Source organism: Sphaerisporangium fuscum (assembly GCF_018531465.1).
Taxonomy (GTDB): Bacteria; Actinomycetota; Actinomycetes; order Streptosporangiales; family Streptosporangiaceae; genus Sphaerisporangium; species Sphaerisporangium fuscum.
Window position 1 is genome coordinate 21,043 of record NZ_JAHDTF010000047.1, and the last position, 18,399, is coordinate 39,441.

At 71.8% G+C, this 18,399-nt stretch carries 19 protein-coding genes; 11 read left to right on the top strand and 8 right to left on the bottom strand.

Annotation, left to right across the window (positions count from 1 at the left end; translation table 11 throughout):
• Window positions 1-162 precede the first annotated feature (162 nt).
• The 4 genes from KIK05_RS42255 to KIK05_RS42270 are packed head-to-tail and all read right to left on the bottom strand — an operon-like array spanning window position 163 to window position 3,403.
• Window positions 163-1,014 (bottom strand): amino acid ABC transporter permease, encoded by an 852-nt coding sequence (locus KIK05_RS42255; RefSeq protein ID WP_214416544.1) that lies wholly within the window; start codon window positions 1,012-1,014, stop codon window positions 163-165.
• Window positions 1,011-1,655, bottom strand: a complete 645-nt coding sequence (locus KIK05_RS42260; RefSeq protein WP_214416545.1) for an amino acid ABC transporter permease — start codon at window positions 1,653-1,655, stop codon at window positions 1,011-1,013. Before KIK05_RS42260 ends, KIK05_RS42255 begins: the two co-directional genes overlap by 4 nt.
• Window positions 1,656-1,668: 13 nt before the next feature.
• On the bottom strand, window positions 1,669-2,628 hold the full coding sequence (locus KIK05_RS42265) for a glutamate ABC transporter substrate-binding protein (RefSeq protein ID WP_214416546.1): 960 nt from the start codon (window positions 2,626-2,628) through the stop codon (window positions 1,669-1,671).
• Between the two features lie 46 nt (window positions 2,629-2,674).
• Window positions 2,675-3,403, bottom strand: coding sequence for an amino acid ABC transporter ATP-binding protein (locus KIK05_RS42270; RefSeq protein ID WP_214416547.1), 729 nt, complete (start codon window positions 3,401-3,403; stop codon window positions 2,675-2,677).
• 111 nt (window positions 3,404-3,514) lie between these two features.
• Here KIK05_RS42270 and KIK05_RS42275 point away from each other — a divergent pair, with 111 nt between their 5' ends.
• On the top strand, window positions 3,515-4,660 hold the full coding sequence (locus tag KIK05_RS42275; RefSeq protein ID WP_214416548.1) for an ROK family transcriptional regulator: 1,146 nt from the start codon (window positions 3,515-3,517) through the stop codon (window positions 4,658-4,660).
• Window positions 4,661-4,669: 9 nt separating this feature from the next.
• Here the strand turns inward: KIK05_RS42275 and KIK05_RS42280 are convergent, their stop codons facing one another.
• Both KIK05_RS42280 and KIK05_RS42285 read right to left on the bottom strand, forming a co-directional pair.
• On the bottom strand, window positions 4,670-5,644 hold the full coding sequence (locus KIK05_RS42280) for a magnesium transporter CorA family protein (RefSeq protein ID WP_214416549.1): 975 nt from the start codon (window positions 5,642-5,644) through the stop codon (window positions 4,670-4,672).
• Between the two features lie 39 nt (window positions 5,645-5,683).
• A complete protein-coding gene (locus tag KIK05_RS42285) occupies window positions 5,684-6,010 on the bottom strand; it encodes a spore germination protein GerW family protein (RefSeq protein ID WP_214416550.1) in 327 nt (108 codons plus the stop codon).
• A gap of 138 nt (window positions 6,011-6,148) precedes the next feature.
• On the opposite strand from KIK05_RS42285, the gene KIK05_RS42290 reads away from it, so the two are divergent.
• Window positions 6,149-6,949 (top strand): SAM-dependent methyltransferase, encoded by an 801-nt coding sequence (locus tag KIK05_RS42290; RefSeq protein WP_214416551.1) that lies wholly within the window; start codon window positions 6,149-6,151, stop codon window positions 6,947-6,949.
• A 51-nt stretch (window positions 6,950-7,000) separates the two neighbouring features.
• Window positions 7,001-7,969 carry a GNAT family N-acetyltransferase gene (locus tag KIK05_RS42295; protein ID WP_308250364.1) on the top strand — a complete coding sequence of 323 codons (969 nt, stop codon included), beginning with the start codon at window positions 7,001-7,003 and terminating at the stop codon, window positions 7,967-7,969.
• 4 nt (window positions 7,970-7,973) lie between these two features.
• On the opposite strand, the gene KIK05_RS42300 is transcribed toward KIK05_RS42295, so the two are convergent.
• On the bottom strand, window positions 7,974-9,383 hold the full coding sequence (locus KIK05_RS42300) for an MFS transporter (RefSeq protein WP_214416552.1): 1,410 nt from the start codon (window positions 9,381-9,383) through the stop codon (window positions 7,974-7,976).
• A gap of 102 nt (window positions 9,384-9,485) precedes the next feature.
• Between KIK05_RS42300 and KIK05_RS42305 the strand changes: the two genes are divergently transcribed.
• Window positions 9,486-10,343 carry a helix-turn-helix transcriptional regulator gene (locus tag KIK05_RS42305; RefSeq protein WP_372455660.1) on the top strand — a complete coding sequence of 286 codons (858 nt, stop codon included), beginning with the start codon at window positions 9,486-9,488 and terminating at the stop codon, window positions 10,341-10,343.
• Between the two features lie 22 nt (window positions 10,344-10,365).
• Here KIK05_RS42305 and KIK05_RS42310 read toward each other — a convergent pair whose 3' ends face one another.
• Window positions 10,366-11,019 (bottom strand): TetR/AcrR family transcriptional regulator, encoded by a 654-nt coding sequence (locus tag KIK05_RS42310; protein WP_214416554.1) that lies wholly within the window; start codon window positions 11,017-11,019, stop codon window positions 10,366-10,368.
• Between the two features lie 22 nt (window positions 11,020-11,041).
• Between KIK05_RS42310 and KIK05_RS42315 the strand changes: the two genes are divergently transcribed.
• From KIK05_RS42315 to KIK05_RS42345, 7 genes are all read left to right on the top strand, one after another.
• Window positions 11,042-12,391: an MFS transporter gene (locus KIK05_RS42315; protein WP_214416555.1), complete on the top strand. Its 1,350-nt coding sequence runs from the start codon at window positions 11,042-11,044 to the stop codon at window positions 12,389-12,391.
• Window positions 12,388-12,816: a hemerythrin domain-containing protein gene (locus KIK05_RS42320; RefSeq protein WP_214416556.1), complete on the top strand. Its 429-nt coding sequence runs from the start codon at window positions 12,388-12,390 to the stop codon at window positions 12,814-12,816. Before KIK05_RS42315 ends, KIK05_RS42320 begins: the two co-directional genes overlap by 4 nt.
• Window positions 12,817-13,247: 431 nt before the next feature.
• Window positions 13,248-14,267, top strand: coding sequence for a LacI family DNA-binding transcriptional regulator (locus tag KIK05_RS42325; protein WP_308250365.1), 1,020 nt, complete (start codon window positions 13,248-13,250; stop codon window positions 14,265-14,267).
• Window positions 14,264-15,193, top strand: coding sequence for a carbohydrate ABC transporter permease (locus KIK05_RS42330; protein WP_214416557.1), 930 nt, complete (start codon window positions 14,264-14,266; stop codon window positions 15,191-15,193). Before KIK05_RS42325 ends, KIK05_RS42330 begins: the two co-directional genes overlap by 4 nt.
• Before the next feature lies 1 nt (window position 15,194).
• Complete coding sequence (locus KIK05_RS42335) at window positions 15,195-16,013, top strand: carbohydrate ABC transporter permease (RefSeq protein ID WP_214416558.1); 819 nt, start codon at window positions 15,195-15,197, stop codon at window positions 16,011-16,013.
• A gap of 77 nt (window positions 16,014-16,090) precedes the next feature.
• Window positions 16,091-17,407: an ABC transporter substrate-binding protein gene (locus KIK05_RS42340; protein WP_214416559.1), complete on the top strand. Its 1,317-nt coding sequence runs from the start codon at window positions 16,091-16,093 to the stop codon at window positions 17,405-17,407.
• A complete protein-coding gene (locus KIK05_RS42345; protein ID WP_214416560.1) occupies window positions 17,404-18,369 on the top strand; it encodes an ADP-ribosylglycohydrolase family protein in 966 nt (321 codons plus the stop codon). Before KIK05_RS42340 ends, KIK05_RS42345 begins: the two co-directional genes overlap by 4 nt.
• The last annotated feature ends 30 nt before the right edge of the window (window positions 18,370-18,399 follow it).

The window sequence follows — 18,399 nt, forward strand, 5'->3', positions numbered from 1 at the left end:
CACCCTCCCTCCTCCTCCAGCCACCGCCGGCCCTGTGTTCGATGGCCTCGCTGCGCTCGGCGGGCTCGGGGCCTCCTTGGGGCGGCGGCTTTCGTCGTCGTACGGGCTCGTTCCTCACCCTTCCTCCTCCTCAAGCCACCGCCGGCCCCGAGCCGGGCGCGGTCAGGCGTGGAGGGTGGCTTCCGGGGCGGCCTTCGTGGCGGCGCGGGGACGGCGGGCGCCGCCGCGCTGCCGGGCCTCCAGAGTGCGGGCCAGCTTCGACAGCGACGCGTTGACCACCAGGTAGACCAGCGCGACCACGATGTAGGTCTGGATCAGCAGATGGTTGTAGTTGGCCAGGACCTTCCCGCTGTAGAGCAGCTCGGCGTAGCTGACGACGAACCCCAGCGAGGTGTCCTTGAGCAGGCCGACCGACTGGCTGACGATCGAGGGCAGCACGCGGCGGGCCGCCTGGGGCAGCACGATCATCCGCATCGTCTGGCCGCGCGTGAGGCCGACCGCCAGGCCCGCCTCCGTCTGGCCGCGCTCGACCGACATGATGCCCGCACGGAAGATCTCGGCGAAGGCCGCGGCGTTCGACACCGACAGCGGGACCACGAGCTTCCAGAACAGCGGCAGGTCCAGGCCGTACTTCGGCAGCGCGAACAGCACCACGTACACCAGCAGCAGCGCCGGGATCGTCCGCACCACCTCGACGTACGCGCCCGCCGCCCAGCGCGCCGGGCGGCGCGGGGACAGCCGGCCGAGCGCGAGCAGCAGCCCGCCGGCCATGGCGATCGCCGCCGACACCACGGCCGCGAGGACCGTCGACCACAGGCCGTTCAGCAGGTAGCGCCACATGGGCCAGGTGGCGTACGGCTGCCAGCGCGCCGCGTCCAGCTGCCCGTTGGCGGCGAACTGGCGTACGGCCAGGGCCACCAGGGCGAGCGCGGCCACCGCGAAGACGGCGGTCGCGATCCGGACGCGCCGCCGGGCGCGCGGCCCCGGCTCGTCGAACAGCAGCCGGTTGTTCATCGTGGCACCGCCAGTTTCCGCTCCAGCACGCCCGTGACGAAGCCGATCAGCGCCGACAACAGCATGTACGCCACGCCCGCCCCCACGAAGATCGGGATCGGCTGCGCCTCGACGAGGTTCACCCGGTTGGCCGCCGCGGTCAGCTCGACCACGCCGACCGCCGCCGCCAGCGAGGTGTTCATGGTGAGCATGATGAAGACGTTGCCGAGCGGCTGGACGACCGTGGCGAGCGCCTGGGGGAGCACCACGTGGCGCAGCGACCCGGCGAAGCCCAGCCCGAGCGCCCGGGCCGCCTCGCCCTGCCCGGCGGAGACCGAGTTGATCCCCGAGCGGAGCGCCTCGGCGACGTACGCCGCCTGGTACAGGGCGATCACCACCACCGCGGTCGTGAACAGCCCCGCCTGGACGCCGATCTCGGGCAGCCCGAAGACGGCCAGGATCAGCCAGACCAGGAGGGGGATGTTCTGCAGCGCCTCGACGTACACCGTCCCGGCGGCGCGCAGGACGGGAACCGGGCTCACCCGCGCCGTGGCGACCAGCACGCCCGCCACGAACGCGCCCGCGAAGGCGAGCAGCGTCAGTTGCAGCGACACGACCAGTCCGTCCCACAGCGCGGGGAGGTTGCCGAACAGGGCATCCATGGGTGGCGGCGACCTAGGAGCCGGGGACGGATCCGATGGCGGGCGGCGCCGGGGCCTCGCCCTGGACGACCGTGCCGATCGACTTCTTCCACGCCTCCTGCCACAGGCCGGCGTCCTGGACCTTCTTCAGCCAGTCGTTGACGAACTTCTTCATCTGGTCGTCGCCGTGCTTGAGGCCGATGCCGTAGGGGTCGGTGGTGAACGGCTCGCCGACCACCTGGAGCTCCGGCTCGGTCTTGCCGTCGGCGACCAGCAGCGACTGGTCCTGCACGTAGGCGACGCCCCGGCCCTGCTTGAGCGCCTGGACGCACTCGGGGTCGCTGCCGAAGGTGACGATCTTGGCGCTCGGGGCGGCCTTCTTGATGGCCGGGATGGCCGGGGTGTTGGCGCCCGCGATGACCGTCTTGCCGGCGAGGTCCTCGGGCTTGGCGATCCCCGGAGTGCCCTTCTTCACCGCGATCGCCAGACCGGAGGTGTAGTACGGCCCGGCGAACGCCACCTGCTTGGCACGCTCGGGAGTGATCGTGTACGTCTGGAAGACCACGTCGACGGTGCCGTTGGACAGCAGCGCCTCGCGCGTCTCCGACGCCGAGTTGACGATCTTCACCTTCGGCTGCCCGATGATGTACTTCGCCAGGAGCTTGCCGAGGTCGGCGTCGAAGCCCTCGACCTCGCCGGTCACGGGGTTCTGCTGGGACAGCAGCGGCGCGTCCAGCGAGCCGCCGACGATCAGCTCGCCGCGCTTCTTGATCTTCTCCATGGTCGAGCCGGGCAGGATGTCGGCGGCCGCGGCGACGGGGGCGTTCGCATAGGCGTCCGCCGTCTTGCCGCCGCCGGAGTCGCCGGGAGCGGCGGGAGGGACGGCGGAGGAGCCGCCGTCTCCCGAACAGGCGGCCGCGCCGGCCAGCGACACCACGGACACCACGGTCAGCGCCGCGCGGCGCGCACGTGACAGTGCGGGAGCGTGCACCATCACCAACTCCATTCTTTGACGAGCATTTCTTGCGGAACCCGGCCTTTCAGTGGGTGAGCACCTTGGCCAGGAAGTCTTGGGCCCGGGCGGTGCGGGGGGCGGAGAAGAAGGAGCCGGGCGGCCCGGTCTCGACGATCTCGCCGGCGTCCATGAACACCACCCGGTCGGCGGCGCGGCGGGCGAACCCCATCTCGTGGGTGACGACGACCATGGTCATGCCCTCGCGCGCCAGGCCGGTCATGACGTCCAGCACCTCGCCGACCATCTCGGGGTCCAGCGCGGAGGTCGGCTCGTCGAAGAGCATGACCTTGGGGCGCATGGCCAGCGCGCGGGCGATCGCGGCGCGCTGCTGCTGGCCGCCCGACAGCTGTGAGGGGTACTTGCCCGCCTGGTCGGCGATGCCGACCCTGCCGAGCAGTTCCCGCGCCCGCGTCTCGGCCTCCTGCCGGTCGATCCGGCGCACCTTCATCGGCGCCAGCGTGACGTTCTCCAGGATGGTCTTGTTCTGGAAGAGGTTGAACGACTGGAACACCATGCCGACGTCGGCGCGCAGCCGGGCCAGGGCCTTGCCCTCGCCGGCGACCGGCCGTCCGTCGATGCGCACCTCACCGGCGTCCGCCTGCTCGAGCCTGTTGAGACAGCGGCACAGGGTCGACTTGCCCGACCCGGACGGGCCGATGACGACGACCACCTCTCCTTGGGCGACGTCCAGGTCGACGCCGCGGAGAGCGTGGTGGTCGCCGTAGCGCTTCGCCAGGCCGCGCACCTCGATCATCGTTTACCGTCCGACTTCGTTCGGAATCGAATTTTCTAGGGACGATAGAGGCCGATGTCGGCTGAAGTCAATGCATTGCCGCATTAAGTCAAGTCATGGTAAGCATCTCCTGTGTCAGGCAAAGGTGAGCTTCTCCGTCTCGTCGCCCTCGGCCAGGCCGAGTCACGCGCCGAGCTCGCCAGGCTTTCCGGCCTCGCCCCCTCCAGCGTCTCGTTGCGCGTGGAGGAGCTGATCGACGCCGGCCTCCTCCAGGAGGAAGGCTCCGGGCTGTCGACCGGCGGGCGTCGTCCGCGCCGCCTCAGGCTCGCCCCCGAGGCCGGGCTCCTGCTGGTCGCCGACCTCGGCAGCCACCACGCCCGGCTCGGCCTGGTCGACCTCAGCGGCACGCCCCTCGCCGTCGTCGAACACGCCTGCGACATAGGAGCCGGCGCGGAGCAGACCCTCGACTGGCTCGCCGGCAGGCTCGAGGAGCTGCTGGCCGCCAGTGGCGGCGGCCTGCCCGTCAGAGGCGTCGGCGTCGGCATCCCCGGCCCGGTCGACCCGGCCGGCGGCACCGTCATCTCGCCCTCGCGCATGCCCGGCTGGAACGAGTACCCCGTCCGCGACCACCTGGCCGCCCGGTTCGGCGTCCCGATCCTGGTCGAGAACGACGCCAACCTCATGGCCGCGGGGGAGTACCTCGCCTGGCCCGGTTGCGAGAACCTCATGGTGCTGAAGGCGGGCACCGGCATCGGCTGCGGCATCATCGCCGGCGGCCGGCTGCACCGCGGCCGGGGCGCGGCCGGCGACATCAGCCACGTGCGCGTGCGGTCCGACCAGTCCGTCATCTGCTCGTGCGGCCACTCCGACTGCCTGGAGGCCTACGCCAGCGGGGCCGCGATGATGGCCGCCCTCGCCGAGCAGGGCATCGAGGTCGAGCACCCCGCCAGCATCGCCGCCCTGGCCGCCGACGGCGTGCCGCAGGCCACCAACCTGGTACGCGGAGCCGGGCGCCTCATCGGCGAGGTGCTCACCGCGCTGGTCAACTTCTTCAACCCCGACGCCGTGCTCATCGGGGGCAGCCTGTCGGCCGCCGAGCAGCTCATCGCCGCGGTCAGGGGCGCGGTCTACGAGCGATGCCTGCCACTGGCCACCCGCGACCTGAAGATCGAGGTGACCCGGGCCGGGCCGAACGCCGCCATTCTCGGCGCGGGCAGCCTCCTGCTCGACGTGGTGCTCGCCGGCGGCTGGGTGGAGGAGGCCGTCGGCCGCGCCTGACGCGCCAGGTCAGATCCAGTCCCTCTTGCGGAAGACGACGTACAGGATCGACGACACCACGACGATCAGCACGCTGGAGACCAGGAAGCCGCTCAGCTTCGAGAAGCCCGGGAACGGCACGTTCTGCCCGTAGAAGCCGGTGATCAGAGTGGGGACCGCGATGATGGCGGCCCAGCTCGTCACCTTCTTCATGATGTCGTTCATGCGGTAGCCCTGGAGGTTCAGGTGGGTCTCGTAGACGTTGCCCACCAGCTCGCGCAGCGACTCGGTCCAGTCGGACACCCGCAGCACGTGGTCGTAGACGTCCTGGTAGTAGGGCGCCATGTCGGACTCCACCACCACCAGGTCGCGGCGCATGAGCGAGCTCACCACGTCGCGCATGGGCACCACGACCCGGCGGAACCGGACGGTGGTCCTGCGCAGGTCGAACATCTCGCGCTGCATGACCCGGCCGTTGCCCGGCCGCTCGGTGAACAAGGTGTCCTCCAGCGCCTCCACCCGGTCGTCGAGCGCCTGGGCGACGTCGAAGTGGCCGTCCACGATGTAGTCGAGCAGCCCGTGCAGCAGGAACGCCACCCCGTGCCTGCTCATGGCGGGGCTGGCGTCCCAGCGCGCGACGAGCTGGTCGATGTCGCACGAATCGTTCGACCGCACGGTGACCAGCGCGTTTTTGGTCACGAACACCGACACCTCGGTGAGGTGGAGCTCGGAGGGGTTCTCGCCGAGCCGCACCGCGTACAGCGTCAGGAACAGGTGGCTGTCGTACACGTCGAGCTTGGGCCGCTGGTGCGGGTGCAGGACGTCCTCGACGGCGAGAGGATGCAGCCCGAGCTCCTCGCTGATGACCTCGAGCTTCTCGGGGGAGGGGGCGAGCAGGTCGAACCACACCGTCGCCGAGGGGTCCTCGATGTGGTCGGACACCTCGGCGATCGGGAACCCCTCTCGCTCCAGCTCACCGTTGCGGTACAGGCGCGTACGGACCATGCCGGTCAGACTAGCCGCGCCGCCCGGCACCGGGCAGCCTCAGCGCCGCTGCCCGCCGCGGATGGCGTACACGATCAGGGCCAGGCCCAGCAGGATCTGGGCGCCGGTCACGATGCGGGTGACGTCGACGGCGGGCCGCCACGACACCTTGCCGCCGCTGATCACGTACGCCCCGACGGGCCGGGCGATCGTGCCGCCGCCCCCGCCTTCGCCCCCGGTGACCGCCTCCTTCACATCGCCCTTGCCGCCACCGCCACCCGCCCACACCTTGAGCGCCGGGATCACCGTGGCGCCGTCCTTCTCGTACGGTTCGCCGTACACCCGCTGGGCCCCCGACAGGTGCTCGAAGATGTCCCGTAGTTCCATGGCGTCCTCCGCTCGGCAGGGTCCTGTCGAGAAGTCATCATCCCGCAGCCGGTCCACGCCTGGAATGATCGGCTGCGTCCGCGCCGCCGCCGGTGTCCGCCCGCCGGGGCGCCCCACCTCACGACGAAGAGTGCTGCCATGACCGACGAGAAGACCTCCCCGCAGATCGACACCACCGCCCCCCACTCGGCCCGCGTGTGGAACTACTGGCTGGGCGGCAAGGACAACTACCCCATCGACCGGCAGGTCGGCGACCAGGTCCGCAAGGTGTACCCCGGCATCGTGGACGTCGCCCGGCACTCGCGGGTCTTCCTCGGCCGCGCGGTGCGGCACCTGGCCGGCGAGGCGGGGATCACCCAGTTCCTGGACCTCGGCACCGGGCTGCCCACGGTCGACAACACCCACGAGGTCGCCCAGCGCGTCAACCCCGCCTGCAGGATCGTCTACGTGGACAACGACCCGCTGGTGCTGGTGCACGCCCGCGCGCTGCTGACCAGCACCCCGGAGGGCGAGTGCGACTACGTCGACGCCGACGTCCGCGACCCCGAGCACGTCCTGCGGGAGGCGGCCCGCACCCTGGACTTCACCCGGCCGGTCGCGCTGATGATGCTGGGCATCCTCGGCAACGTGTGGGACGACGCGGAGGCCACCGCGATCCGCGACCACCTGGTGGGGGCGCTGGCGCCGGGCAGCTACCTGGTTCTGGAGGACGGCACCGACGCCGTCGACCCCGAGGCCGCCGCCCAGGCCGAGAAGACCCGCGCCGAGGCGGGCGACCCCTACAAGCTGCGCACCCCCGAGCGGATCGCCGCCTTCTTCGACGGCCTGCGCCTGCTGGAGCCGGGCGTGGTGTCGGTGTCGCACTGGCGCCCCGAGGCCACCCCGTGGGGGGTGCCCGAGGAGGTCACCGCCTACTGCGGCGTCGCCCTCAAACCGTAGGGCCAAGTCGCGGACCAGTACGAGGCAAGTCGGCGGGCGTACAACAGAGGGGTGAACACGAATCCCGACCTGGACGCATACGACATCCGGCGGCCGGCCCGGAAGGACGCGCCCGCCGTCCACGGGCTGGTGTCGGCCTGTGACATCGAGGTGCTCGGCCACCCCGACATGACCCTCGACGACGTCGCCGACACGCTCGCCGACCCCGACTTCGACCCCGGCCGCGACGGCTGGCTGGTGTACCCGCGCGCCGGGGGCGAGGCCCCGGTGGGCTGGGCGTACGCCGCGCGCCGGGGCGACACGGGGAACGTCGAGATCGAGGTGTGCTCCCGTGACTCCCGGTTGACGTCCTGGCTGTGGGACACGGTGCTGCGGCGCGCCCGGGAGATCGCCGCCGAGGTCGGCAGCCCGCGGGCCGTGGCCGACATCGGCATCTACCAGCAGGACGGCGCCAAGCGGGCCCTCGCCGAGGAGCACGGATTCGCGCCGGCGACCGGCTTCCAGCGGTTGCGCATCGACCACACCGAGGTCGACCCCGGCTTCCTCCCCGGCGCGACCGTCCACCCGGCGGCCGACTCCGAGGAGCTGATGCGCGCCGCCCACCGCATCCACCAGGTGGGCTTCGCCGAGCACTTCGGGTTCGTGCCGAGGGAGTTCGACGAGTGGAAGGAGCACTTCGAGTCCTCCAGCACCCACGACTGGTCGCAGCTGGTGCTGGCACAGATGGACGGGCGGCCGGCGGCGATGCTGCTCGGCAGCGACATGTTCGCCGCCGACGAGAACTGCGGGTACGTCCGGGTCCTGTCGGTGCTGCCGGAGTTCCGGGGCAGGGGCCTCGGCCGGCTGCTGCTCAAGCGGGCCTTCGCCGCCGACGCTCGCCGCGGCCGGGTCGGCACCTATCTCCACGTGGACACCAACAACACCACCCCGGCCCTCGGCCTGTACCTGTCGGTGGGCATGCGCCCGGTGCTGGCCATGGACGTCTGGCGGCGCACCCTGGAGGCGCACGTCCCGGCCTGAGCGCTCAGCCCGCCGTCTTCTCCGGGCGCCCGCGCCCCAGCAGGGGGAGGGCGCAGGCGCCCGCGAGGGCGGCGACGACGGCCAGCCAGAGCCCGGTCACGCCGATCGCGTGGGACGACGGCGTCAGGCTCAGGAACAGCGAGCCGAAGGTCGCCACGCCGACCACCTGGCCGAGCTGGAGCGTCGTGCTCAGGATCCCGCTGGCGTCCGGCGCGTCGGCGGGGTCGACGTGGGCGAGCGCCACGGTGAACAGCGGGTTCTGGGCCGCGCCGAGGCCGACGCCGGTCAGGGCGAGCACCACCAGCAGCGGCGCGCCCCGGTCCCCGCCCGACAGGAGCGGCGCCTCGGCGAGGTAGCCCGCCGTGGCCAGCGCGAAACCGGCCAGGATCAGAACGCGGTGCAGACGCGCGGGCAGACGCCGCCAGGTCAGGCTCACCACCGCGAACCCCGCCGCGGCGGGGACGAACGTCAGCCCCGCCCGCAGCGGGCCGTCGCCGAGCCCACCTTGCAGGTACAGCGCCACGCTGAACAGGAACCCGCCGTAGGTCACCATCTCGCCGAAGATCGCCGCGACGGCCGGGAGGAGGCCGGGGGCGCGCAGCAGCCGGCCCGGCATCAGGGGGTGGCGCGCCCGGCGCTCGACGGCCACGAACACCCCGGCGAGCACGACGCCGGCCCCCATCGACCACCAGCCCCAGGCCGGCCAGTGCTGCTCGTGCCCGAGCACGAGCGGGATCACCAGCAGCGACACCGCCGCCGAGAGGGTGACCAGGCCGGGCAGGTCGACGCCCTGGTCGCGGGCGACGTGGTCGCGGGGGAGCAGCCGCCACGCCAGGGCGAGCACGGCGGCGCCGATCGGCACGTTCACCAGGAACACCGGACGCCAGCCCGTCCCGAACAGGTCGGCCGTGACCAGCAGGCCGCCGAGCACCTGCCCGGCGACGACGCCGCCGGCGAGCACCGCCGAGTACGCGCTCACCGCCCTCGCGCGGGCGGCGCCCTCGAAGTTCAGCTGGATCATGCTCAACACCTGCGGCACCATGAAGGCCGACCCGGCCCCCTGCAGGAGCCGGAACGCGATCAGCGTCCCCTCCGAGCCCGCCAGCCCGCAGGCCAGCGAGGCGGCGGTGAACAGGCCCAGGCCCAGCAGGAACATCACCCGCGGCCCGCGCAGCCCGCCCAGCCGGGCACCGGTGATCAACAGCATGGCGTAGGCGATCGTGTAGCCCGAAATGATCAATTGGAGGCCGGAGCCGGTGGCCCCGAGGTCCGCGCGGATCGTCGGCGCGGCGACGTTGACGATGGAGACGTCCAGGATGGCCATGAACTGCCCGGCCAGCACGACGGCGAGCATCCAGCCGGGGCCGCGCCGGGCGCGGCGCACGGCGGGGGAACGTGTTGCGACTGCGGTCATGGGGAAATCGTGGCCGTGCCGCCATACGGGTAATGAGAGCCTGTCGATACTGGTACTGCCACTACCTGGCAGGGCCCCCGCACGTCCGCCAGTATGGGGATCGTGACGACGACGGCCACCCGACGCGGCGAGCTGGCGGCCTTCCTGCGCAGCCGCCGCGAGCGCATCACCCCCGCCGACGTGGGCCTGCCGCCCGGCCTGCGCCGCCGCACGCCGGGCCTGCGGCGCGAGGAGGTCGCCCAGCTGGCCGGGGTCGGCGTCACCTGGTACACCTGGCTCGAACAGGGCCGGCGCATCAACGCCAGCGTCCAGGTGCTGGACGCCATCGCCCGCACGCTCAAGCTCGACGCGGCCGAGCGGGAGCACCTGTACCGGCTCGCCGAGGTGCCGGAGGTGCCGCAGTCCGGGGAGTGCGGCAGGCTGGAGCCCGAGGTGCAGGTGATCCTGGACAACCTCGACCCGCTGCCCGGCTGCGTCTACAACAGCAGGTACGACCTGCTCGCCTGGAACGCCTCCTACGCGGCGCTGTTCCCGAACCTCGTAAGGTCGGATCCGCCCGAGCGCAACGTCATGTGGCACTGCTTCACCCAGCCCGGGTGCTGCAGGGCGGTGGTGAACGCCGAGGACGAATTCCCGCTGATGGTCGCCACGCTTCGCACCGGCTTCGTGCGGCACATCGGCGAGCCGGCGTGGGAGGAGTTCGTCCGGGGGCTGTCGGCGGTGAGCTCCGAGTTCGCCGCGCTGTGGGCCGACCACCAGGTGGCGAGGCCGGGTACGCGCATGAAGATCTTCCGGCACTCGGCGGTCGGCCTGGTGCGTGCCGTGTCGACCAGCCTGGCCCTCGCCGGGCCGCCGGAGACCCGCATGGTCGTCTACACGCCGCTGGACGACGAGAGCAGGCAGCGTCTCGCCTGGCTCGCGGCCCACCCCGAGGCCCCCGCCGTCGGCCACCGGCACTGACCTGGGCGTGGGGCCGGCGGGTTCACCCGCCGCCCAGCAGGCCGTGCACGATGGCGCGCACGCCCTTGTCGTAGGTGTCGCGGGCGGTCAGCTCCTCCCAGCGCTCGCCCAGCGCGGCCAGGCGGGGCAGTTCGGCCGCGTCGAGCGTGGCGAACACCTGGCCCCGGTAGGTCGGCCTGTCGTCCTCCCGCCGGCGCGCCGCGGCCGCCCGAGCGGTGATCTCACCGGCCGTGTAGTGCCAGATGATCCGGTACAGATCGACGGCCGCCTCGGGCGTCAGCCCGGCCCGCACGGCCGCGTCGATGATCGTCTCGGGGTACCACAGCGCGTGCACGGACATCAGGTCGTCGGCCCTGAGCACCTCGACGATCCACGGGACGCCGATCAGCGCGTCCCGCATGGCGACGGCGGCGGTGACGACGAGCTCGCCCGGATCGCCGCCGTCGGCGGGCATCTCGGGTCTCGGCACGGTGGCGGCGTAGTCGTCGAGCAGGAGCTGGAGCAGCTCGTCCTTGTCGCGCACGTGGTGGTACAGGGCCATCGGGGTGGCGCCCACCTCGCGGGCGAGCCTGCGCATGGTCAGGCCCTGGGTGCCCTCCTCCTCGATGACGCGGTGGGCCGCGGACACGATGTCCGCTCTGGAGATCCTCGGGGGTCGCCCCGTACGCGACGGCATCCCGTCATGATACTTTCTATACATGTACAAAAAGTCACCTTGGGTGGCCGTCGGCGTGCTCGCGTTCGCCGTCGCCGTCGGAACGCTGCAGATGACCGCGGTGGTGCCGATGCTCCCCGTGCTGCAACAGCGGCTTCAGGTGCCGCTCACCTCCGTCTCCTGGACCCTCACCGCCTCGCTGCTCTCCGGATCGGTGACCATCCCGCTGCTGTCCCGCCTCGGCGACCTGTACGGCAGGCGGCCGGTCGCCATGGCCGCGCTCGGCCTGCTGGTCGCCGGGTCACTGCTCAGCGCCCTGGCCACCACGCTTCCCCTGCTGATCGCCGGCCGGGTGCTGCAGGGCGCGGCCGCGCCCCTGCTGCCTCTGTCCATGGGCATCGCCCGGCAACAGGTGCCGCGTGACCGGCTGCCCACGGCCATCGGCGTGCTGAGCGCCATGATCGGCGTGGGCAGCGGTGCCGGGATGATCCTCGCCGGTCTGGTCGGCGGCACCTACCAGGCGCTGTTCTGGGTTCTGGCCGGGCTCGGCGCGGCCGGTGTCGCGCTGGTCGCCCTCTTCGTCACCGAGCCCGCGCGCACCGCACCCGGCGGCCGGCCCGACCTCACCGGCGCGGCGCTGGTGGCCGCCTGGCTGGTCTGCCTTCTCCTGGCCATCAGCGAGGGCCCGGCCTGGGGCTGGGCCGCACCGCCCACCCTGGGGCTGCTGGCGGCGGCCGCCGTGCTGGTCGCCGTCTGGGTGGTCACGGCCCGCCGTACCGCCTCGCCGCTGATCGAGATCCCCATGCTGCTGCACCGGGGGACGGTGGGCGCCTCGGTGGCGTCGCTGCTGCTCGGATTCGCGCTGTTCGGCACCATCACCACGCTGTCGTCGGTGGCCCAGGCGGACCTGGGCGCGTCGGTGCTCCAGGTCGGGATGTACCTGCTGCCGACGGCGCTGCTGATGCTGGGAGTCTCGCTGCTCGCGGGCCGCCTGATGCGCCGGTTCGCCGCGTCGGCGCTGGTCGGGGCCGGGTCGGCGCTGGTGGCCGCGGCGGCGCTGTGGCTGAGCCTCTCCCACCGCGGTCCGGCCGATCTGTACGCGGCGGCCGTCGTGCTGGGCGTGGGCATCGGCCTAGGCTACGCGGCGCTCGGCACGATGGCGGTCGAACACGTCGAACCGGCCAAGACGGCGGCGGCCGGAGGCGTCAACGCCCTGGTGAGAGTCGTCGGAAGCAGCCTGGCGGGCGCGGTGAGCTCGGCCCTGCTGTCGGGCGCGGGAGCGGGATGGAGCTTCGCGGCCTCGGCGGTCGCGGCCCTGGTCTCGGCCGTCTTCGGCTACGCGCACGGTGTCCTGGCCCGGGTCCCGGGCCTTCTGGCGGAGGAGTTGACATGACCGAGCACGACGGCGAGCGGTTGGTCGCGTGGGGCGACGAACTGGTGAAGCTGCACGACGGGTTCCGCCGCGACCTCGCCGAACTGCGGCGGACGTCCAGGCTGGGCCCGAGCCTGCGTGAACACTGCCTGACCTTCTGCGAAGCCCTGCACGCCCATCACACCGGGGAGGACGCGGTCCTGTTCCCGCACCTCGACCGCTTGCACCCCGAGCTGGCCTCGGTGCTGACCCGGCTGCGTGACGAACACCAGGTCGTGGCGCGCATCCTGAACCGGATCCGGACCCTGGTGGACTCCGGCGCCCCGGACGGGGTCGAGGCCGAGCTGGAGCGGCTCACCGAGGATCTGGAGGCGCACCTGGACCACGAGGAGAGAGAACTCGTCCCCCTCCTCAACCAGATGATCGACATGCCCGAGGACCTCTGACCGGGGGCCTCCGGAGGATCGACGTGCCCGGGGGCTTCCAGCCGGGAGGTCCGGTGATCGACATGTCTCAGGACCTGTGCCCGGGGGCGACGTGCCCGGCACCCTCCAGCCGGGGGCGTCCGATGATCGACGTGTCCGAGGGCCTCTGACCGGCGGTGTCCGGATGGCCGACGTGCCGGGGCTTGCCCGGGAGTGTTCAGGCGACCCTCGCCCCGTGCGGCCCGCGCCTCGTCCGCGGCCCGTACGGGGCGGTCACGCCCGGCCGTCTTGCCCGATTTATCGGGATATATCCATCTTTGTTCCGTTTACCCGATCGTGACTTGACGCTGTGCCGCGCGTGACGATTACATGTCCTCACTCCGTAAACGTTTTCAGAAGCGTAATGTGATCGCCGACCCCTGTAAACGTTTACAGTCCTATAAGAGTCCGAGGTGACAGTGAGCGACGGGCCGACGATCACGACGATCGCCCAGCGTGCTGGCGTATCCATCGCCTCCGTCTCACGCGTGCTGAACGGCCTCCCCACCAAGGCGGAGACCGAGCGCCGTGTCATGAGCGCCGCCCGCGAGCTCGGCTACGTGCCCAACTCCGCGGCGAGGTCCCTGAAGTCGCGGCGCAGCAACCAGCTCGGCTTCGCGATCGCCGACATCGGCAACCCGGCCTACCTCGCCATGATCCGCGAGATTCAGCCGATCTTCAAGGCCGCCGGTTACCGCCTGGTCCTGCACTCCACCGACGTCGACACCGCCGACGAGATCGAGGTGCTGCGGGGCCTGGGAGAACGCTACGTGGACGGGCTCATCATGGTGCCGCTGCGCATGACGCGCGAGCACCTGGACATGTTCGCCGGCGCCCGCGCGCCCATCGTCATAATCGGCTCCGTGCCCGACGGCACCCCCGTCGACAACGTGCGGACCGACTCGCGCACGGGCGTGCGGCTCGCCGTCGAGCACCTGCACGGGCTCGGCCGGCGCCGCATCGGCTTCCTGAACGGCCCGCTCGACACCGTCCCGGGCGCCGCCCGCGGCGCCGCCTACATCGAGGCGCTCGAGGCCTGCGGACTGCCGTACGACAAGAACCTCGTCGAGGTGGGCGACTTCTACCGCGCCGAGGGCGCCCAGGCCGCCGAGCGGCTGCTCGGGCGGGCGCCCGAGATCGACGCGCTGCTGTGCGCCAACGACCTGATCGCCTTCGGCGCCCTGGAGACGCTGCGGCGCACCGGGCGGCGGGTGCCCGAGGACGTCGCCGTCGCCGGTATGGACGACACCGACCTCGCCACGCTCGCCTGGCCCCCGCTGACCAGCGTCTCGCTCGGATCGGCCGAACGCGGCCGGGTGGCGGCCGAGCTCCTGCTCGACCGGCTCGGCAAGGGCCCCCGGGCGCCCCGCGTGGTCACCGTCGAGCCCCGGCTTGTGATCCGCGCCTCGACCACTGGGGAGGAGACTCGATGACCCTGACGGCCGAAAGAACGCGCACGACGCCCACCAGGCGCGGGACGCGCAGGCCGGGCTGGCAGCGGCGCGAGTCGCTCATGCTCATGCTGCCCGCGCTCGTGCCGGTGCTCGTCTTCAGCGTCGGCCCGCTGCTGTACGGCATCTTCCTGGCCTTCACCGACGCGAGGTCCGGGCGCAACGCGGTGACGACCTTCACCGGCCTGTCGAACTTCGGCGACCTGCTGACCGACGGCGACTTCTGGTCGTCGTTCCGGATCGGCCTGGTCTGGGCGGTGTCGGTCACCGTGCTGCAGTTCCTGGCCTCGCTCGGGCTCGCCCTGCTGCTGAACGAGAACCTGCGCTTCCGGGGGTTCGCGCGGGTGCTGGCCGTGGTGCCGTGGGCCATGCCTCCGGTCGTCATCGGCCTGATGTGGCGGCTGGTCTACCACCCGAACGCCGGCATCCTCAACGCCGTGCTGCAGAGCATCGGGCTGCTCGACCACAACGTCGACTGGCTGAACGACTTCTCCATCGCGCTGCCCGCCGTCATCGTCGTCGGCATCTGGACGGGCATGCCGCAGACCACCGTCGTGCTGCTGGCGGGCCTGCAGAACGTGCCCAAGGAGCTGTACGAGGCCGGGCACATGGACGGCGCGCGGACCTTCCGCCGCTTCTGGAGCATCACGCTGCCGCAGTTGCGCCCGGTCATCGTGACGATCACCTCGCTCGACTTCGTCTGGAACATCAACCAGTTCGGGCTGGTGTACGTGCTCACCCAGGGCGGCCCGGGCGGGCAGACGCGCCTGCCGATGCTCTTCGCCTACGAGGAGGCCTTCCGCTACGGCTTCTTCGGCTACGCCGCCACCCTCGGCGTCGCCATCGTCATCGTCGTGCTGGCCGTGCTCGGCCTCTACATCGGACGCCAGATGCGGGAGGCGGACTGACATGCGCAGGCTACTGCAGTACCTCGCCCTGCTCGGCTACGTCGTCTTCCTGGCGTTCCCGCTGCTCTGGCTGCTGTCCACGGCGCTGAAGACGCCGCATGAGATGGCGAGCCTCACCCCGACGTGGATCCCGCGTCACCCCGTCCTGACCAACTTCACCGACGCCTTCAGCGAGCAGGACATCGTGGGCAGCGCCGCCCGCAGCCTCGGCGTGGCCGTCGCCAGCGCGGTGCTGACGGTCGTGCTCGCCCTGCCCGCCGCCTACGCCATGGCCCGCTACCGCTCGCTCGTCAACCGGTTCGCCGTCGGATGGGTGCTGGTCAGCCAGGTCTTCCCGTTCATCCTGATCATCATTCCGCTGTTCATGGTGCTGCGGAGCCTCGACCTGGTGAACACCCTGCCGGGCCTGACGATCGTGCACGTCACCTTCACGCTGCCGTTCGCGCTGTGGATGCTCCAGGGGTACGTGCGGGCGGTGCCGCGCGAGCTGGAGGAGGCCGCGGCCGTCGACGGCGCGGGCCGGGTGCGCAGCATCGTCAACGTCGTCGCGCCGCTGCTCGCGCCCGGCGTGGTGGCGACGCTGCTGTTCGCCTTCATCTCCTCCTGGAACGAGTTCCTGTTCGCCCTGGTCGTCCTGAAGGACCCCGACGTGGCGACCCTGCCGCTGACCCTGGTGAAGTTCACCGGCGCGGAGGGCGTCGTCCGCCTCGGGCCGCTCGCCGCGGCCTCGCTGCTCGCCACGATCCCGAGCCTGGCGTTCTTCGCGATCATCCAGCGGCGGCTGAGATCCGGCCTCATGGCCGGTGCCGTGAAGGGATAGCGCCGCCGGCACCTCGCGGCCGTCCGCGGACGGCACCCACGAACCGCTTTCCACGTCCCCCCGATAGGAGAAAACCCGTGCGTACCAGAACCGCACTCGCGGCCGCGGCGGCCGCGGTCGTCGCGCTCACCGCGGCCGCCTGCGGCGGCTCAGGCGGCGACAGTTCCGGCGGCGGCAAGGCCGGTCAGCCGGTGAACCTGAAGTTCCTGAGCCTCGCCTGGCAGAAGGAGTCCATCGCCGCCAACAAGCAGCTCGTCGACGAGTGGAACAAGGCCAACCCCGGCATCCAGGTCGAATACGTCCAGGGGAGCTGGGACAACGTCAACGACCAGCTCGTCACCTCGTTCGAGGCCGGCGACCCGCCGGACGTCATCCACGACGACTCCCCGGCGCTGGCCGGGTTCGCCTCGCGCGGCTACCTGATGGACCTGTCCGGCAAGGTGCCCGCCGACCTCAAGAGCGACATCCCGCAGGCGGCCTGGGACACCGTGACCTTCCCCGACGGCAAGGGCGGCCAGGGCGTGTACGGCGTGCCGTTCCTGCAGGAGTCGCAGGTCCTCATCGGCAACAAGAAGCTGCTGGACGCCGCGAAGGTGCGCATCCCCACCCCGGACAACCCCTGGACGTGGGACGAGTTCGCCGGCATCAGCAAGAAGCTCACCACGGGCGGGAACTTCGGTGTCGCCTGGCCGCTGAAGTCGCCGGTCAACAAGGTGCTCAACCTCGCCCTCAACTTCGGCGGCACGTTCTTCCAGACCGACGGCACCAAGGCCACCGTCAAGGTCGGGCCGGAGGAGCGCGAGGTCATGCAGCGCATCCACGACCAGCTCTACAAGGACAAGTCGGCCGACCCCTCCGCGCTCGGCATGGGCACCGCCGACCCGCTGCCCGGCTTCTACGCCGGTAAGTACGCGCTGCTCCCCGCGGGCGTCTACCTGCGCCAGCAGGTCGTGGAGCAGGCTCCCAAGGGCTTCGAGTGGATCACGATCCCGCCGCTGAAGGGCACCAGCTCCGACCAGGGCGCCACGTCGCAGACCCTGTCGGTCGCCGCCGACAGCAAGAACCCAGACGCGGCCACCAAGTTCATCTCCTTCTTCCTCAACAGCGCCAACCAGGCCAAGCTCGCCAAGGGCGACTGGCTGCTGCCGACCAGCGTGAAGGCGGCGAGCGACCCGTCGATGACCACCAAGGAGAACGGCTGGGACGTCGCGACCGCCTCCGCCAAGAACCTCGTCGTCGCGCCGTACCTGAAGGTCAACGGCTTCGACGAGTGGAAGAGCAAGGTGGCCACGCCGACCCTGCAGCAGTACTTCGCCAACAAGATCAGCCTCGACCAGGCGGCCAAGACGCTCGTCGACGAGGGCAACAAGGTGCTGGAGCGGTACAACAAGTGACGCCGCTCACCCGCGCCCGGGGGTGCCTGCTCGGCCTGGCGGCCGGCGACGCCCTCGGGCGCCCCGCCGAGAACCTCACCCGGGAGGAGATCGCCCGTCGCTGGGGCCGTCTCACCGAGATCGAGCCCGGCAAGGGCGGCACCGACGACACCGAGTACACCATCTTCGCGGCCTCCCTGCTGTGCCGGTACGGCGCGGCGCTGACCCCGGCCGACGTCGAGCGGGAGTACCGCGAGCGGATCATCCCGGGCGTCGACGGGCCGATGCGCGGAGCCGGCTTCTCCGAGCTGGGCACCGTCCAGGCGCTGCGCCGCGGCCTCGCGCCGCCGATGTCCGGCCTGTGGCACCAGCACGGCTGGTCCGACGGCCTGGCGATGCGCGCCGCCCCGTACGGTGTCTTCGCGGCCGGCGACCCCGCCGAGGCGGCCCGTCTGGTGGCCGTCGACGGCGCGGTCAGCCACAGCGGTGAGGGCGTGTACGGCGGGCAGGCCGTCGCGGCGGCGGTGGCCGTCGCGATGACCGGCGCCGCGACCGGCGAGGTCGTGGACGCGGGCATCGCCGCCGTCCCCGAGGACTCCTGGACCTCCCGCAGCCTCCGCGCGGCCGTGCGGGCCGTGGCCGCGGGCTCGGTAGAGGAGCTGTACGCCGCCGTGGTCGTGCCCCACTACCCGTGGACCGACCTCGCCCCGGAGGCCGTCGCGCTCGCCTTCGCCGGGTACCTGCTCGGCGGCGGCGAGGTGGAGGACGCGGTGGTGGAGGCGGCCGGCCTCGGCCGGGACGCCGACACCACCGCGGCGATCGCCGGCGCCCTCGCGGGGGCAGGGCGCGGCGAGGCCGCCGTTCCGGAACGCTGGGCCCGCGAGATCGGCCCCGTCAGCGGCCGCTGCCTCCCCGTCGTCGCCGGCCGTCACGTCCTGGACGTCGCCACCGAACTGTCGGCGGCGTCGGCGTCCCGGAACTGACATGACCAGACCCCACCGAAGCGCCCGCAA

Bases quoted from the DNA above. Each gene is read 5' to 3' on its own strand.
- KIK05_RS42260 (WP_214416545.1), bottom strand. From the start codon at position 1,655: ATGGATGCCCTGTTCGGCAACCTCCCCGCGCTGTGGGACGGACTGGTC.
- KIK05_RS42255 (WP_214416544.1), bottom strand. From the start codon at position 1,014: ATGAACAACCGGCTGCTGTTCGACGAGCCGGGGCCGCGCGCCCGGCGG.
- KIK05_RS42270 (WP_214416547.1), bottom strand. From the start codon at position 3,403: ATGATCGAGGTGCGCGGCCTGGCGAAGCGCTACGGCGACCACCACGCT.
- KIK05_RS42315 (WP_214416555.1), top strand. From the start codon at position 11,042: ATGTACAAAAAGTCACCTTGGGTGGCCGTCGGCGTGCTCGCGTTCGCC.
- KIK05_RS42280 (WP_214416549.1), bottom strand. From the start codon at position 5,644: ATGGTCCGTACGCGCCTGTACCGCAACGGTGAGCTGGAGCGAGAGGGG.
- KIK05_RS42290 (WP_214416551.1), top strand. From the start codon at position 6,149: ATGACCGACGAGAAGACCTCCCCGCAGATCGACACCACCGCCCCCCAC.
- KIK05_RS42285 (WP_214416550.1), bottom strand. From the start codon at position 6,010: ATGGAACTACGGGACATCTTCGAGCACCTGTCGGGGGCCCAGCGGGTG.
- KIK05_RS42310 (WP_214416554.1), bottom strand. From the start codon at position 11,019: ATGCCGTCGCGTACGGGGCGACCCCCGAGGATCTCCAGAGCGGACATC.
- KIK05_RS42330 (WP_214416557.1), top strand. From the start codon at position 14,264: ATGACCCTGACGGCCGAAAGAACGCGCACGACGCCCACCAGGCGCGGG.
- KIK05_RS42300 (WP_214416552.1), bottom strand. From the start codon at position 9,383: ATGACCGCAGTCGCAACACGTTCCCCCGCCGTGCGCCGCGCCCGGCGC.
- KIK05_RS42335 (WP_214416558.1), top strand. From the start codon at position 15,195: ATGCGCAGGCTACTGCAGTACCTCGCCCTGCTCGGCTACGTCGTCTTC.
- KIK05_RS42265 (WP_214416546.1), bottom strand. From the start codon at position 2,628: ATGGTGCACGCTCCCGCACTGTCACGTGCGCGCCGCGCGGCGCTGACC.
- KIK05_RS42320 (WP_214416556.1), top strand. From the start codon at position 12,388: ATGACCGAGCACGACGGCGAGCGGTTGGTCGCGTGGGGCGACGAACTG.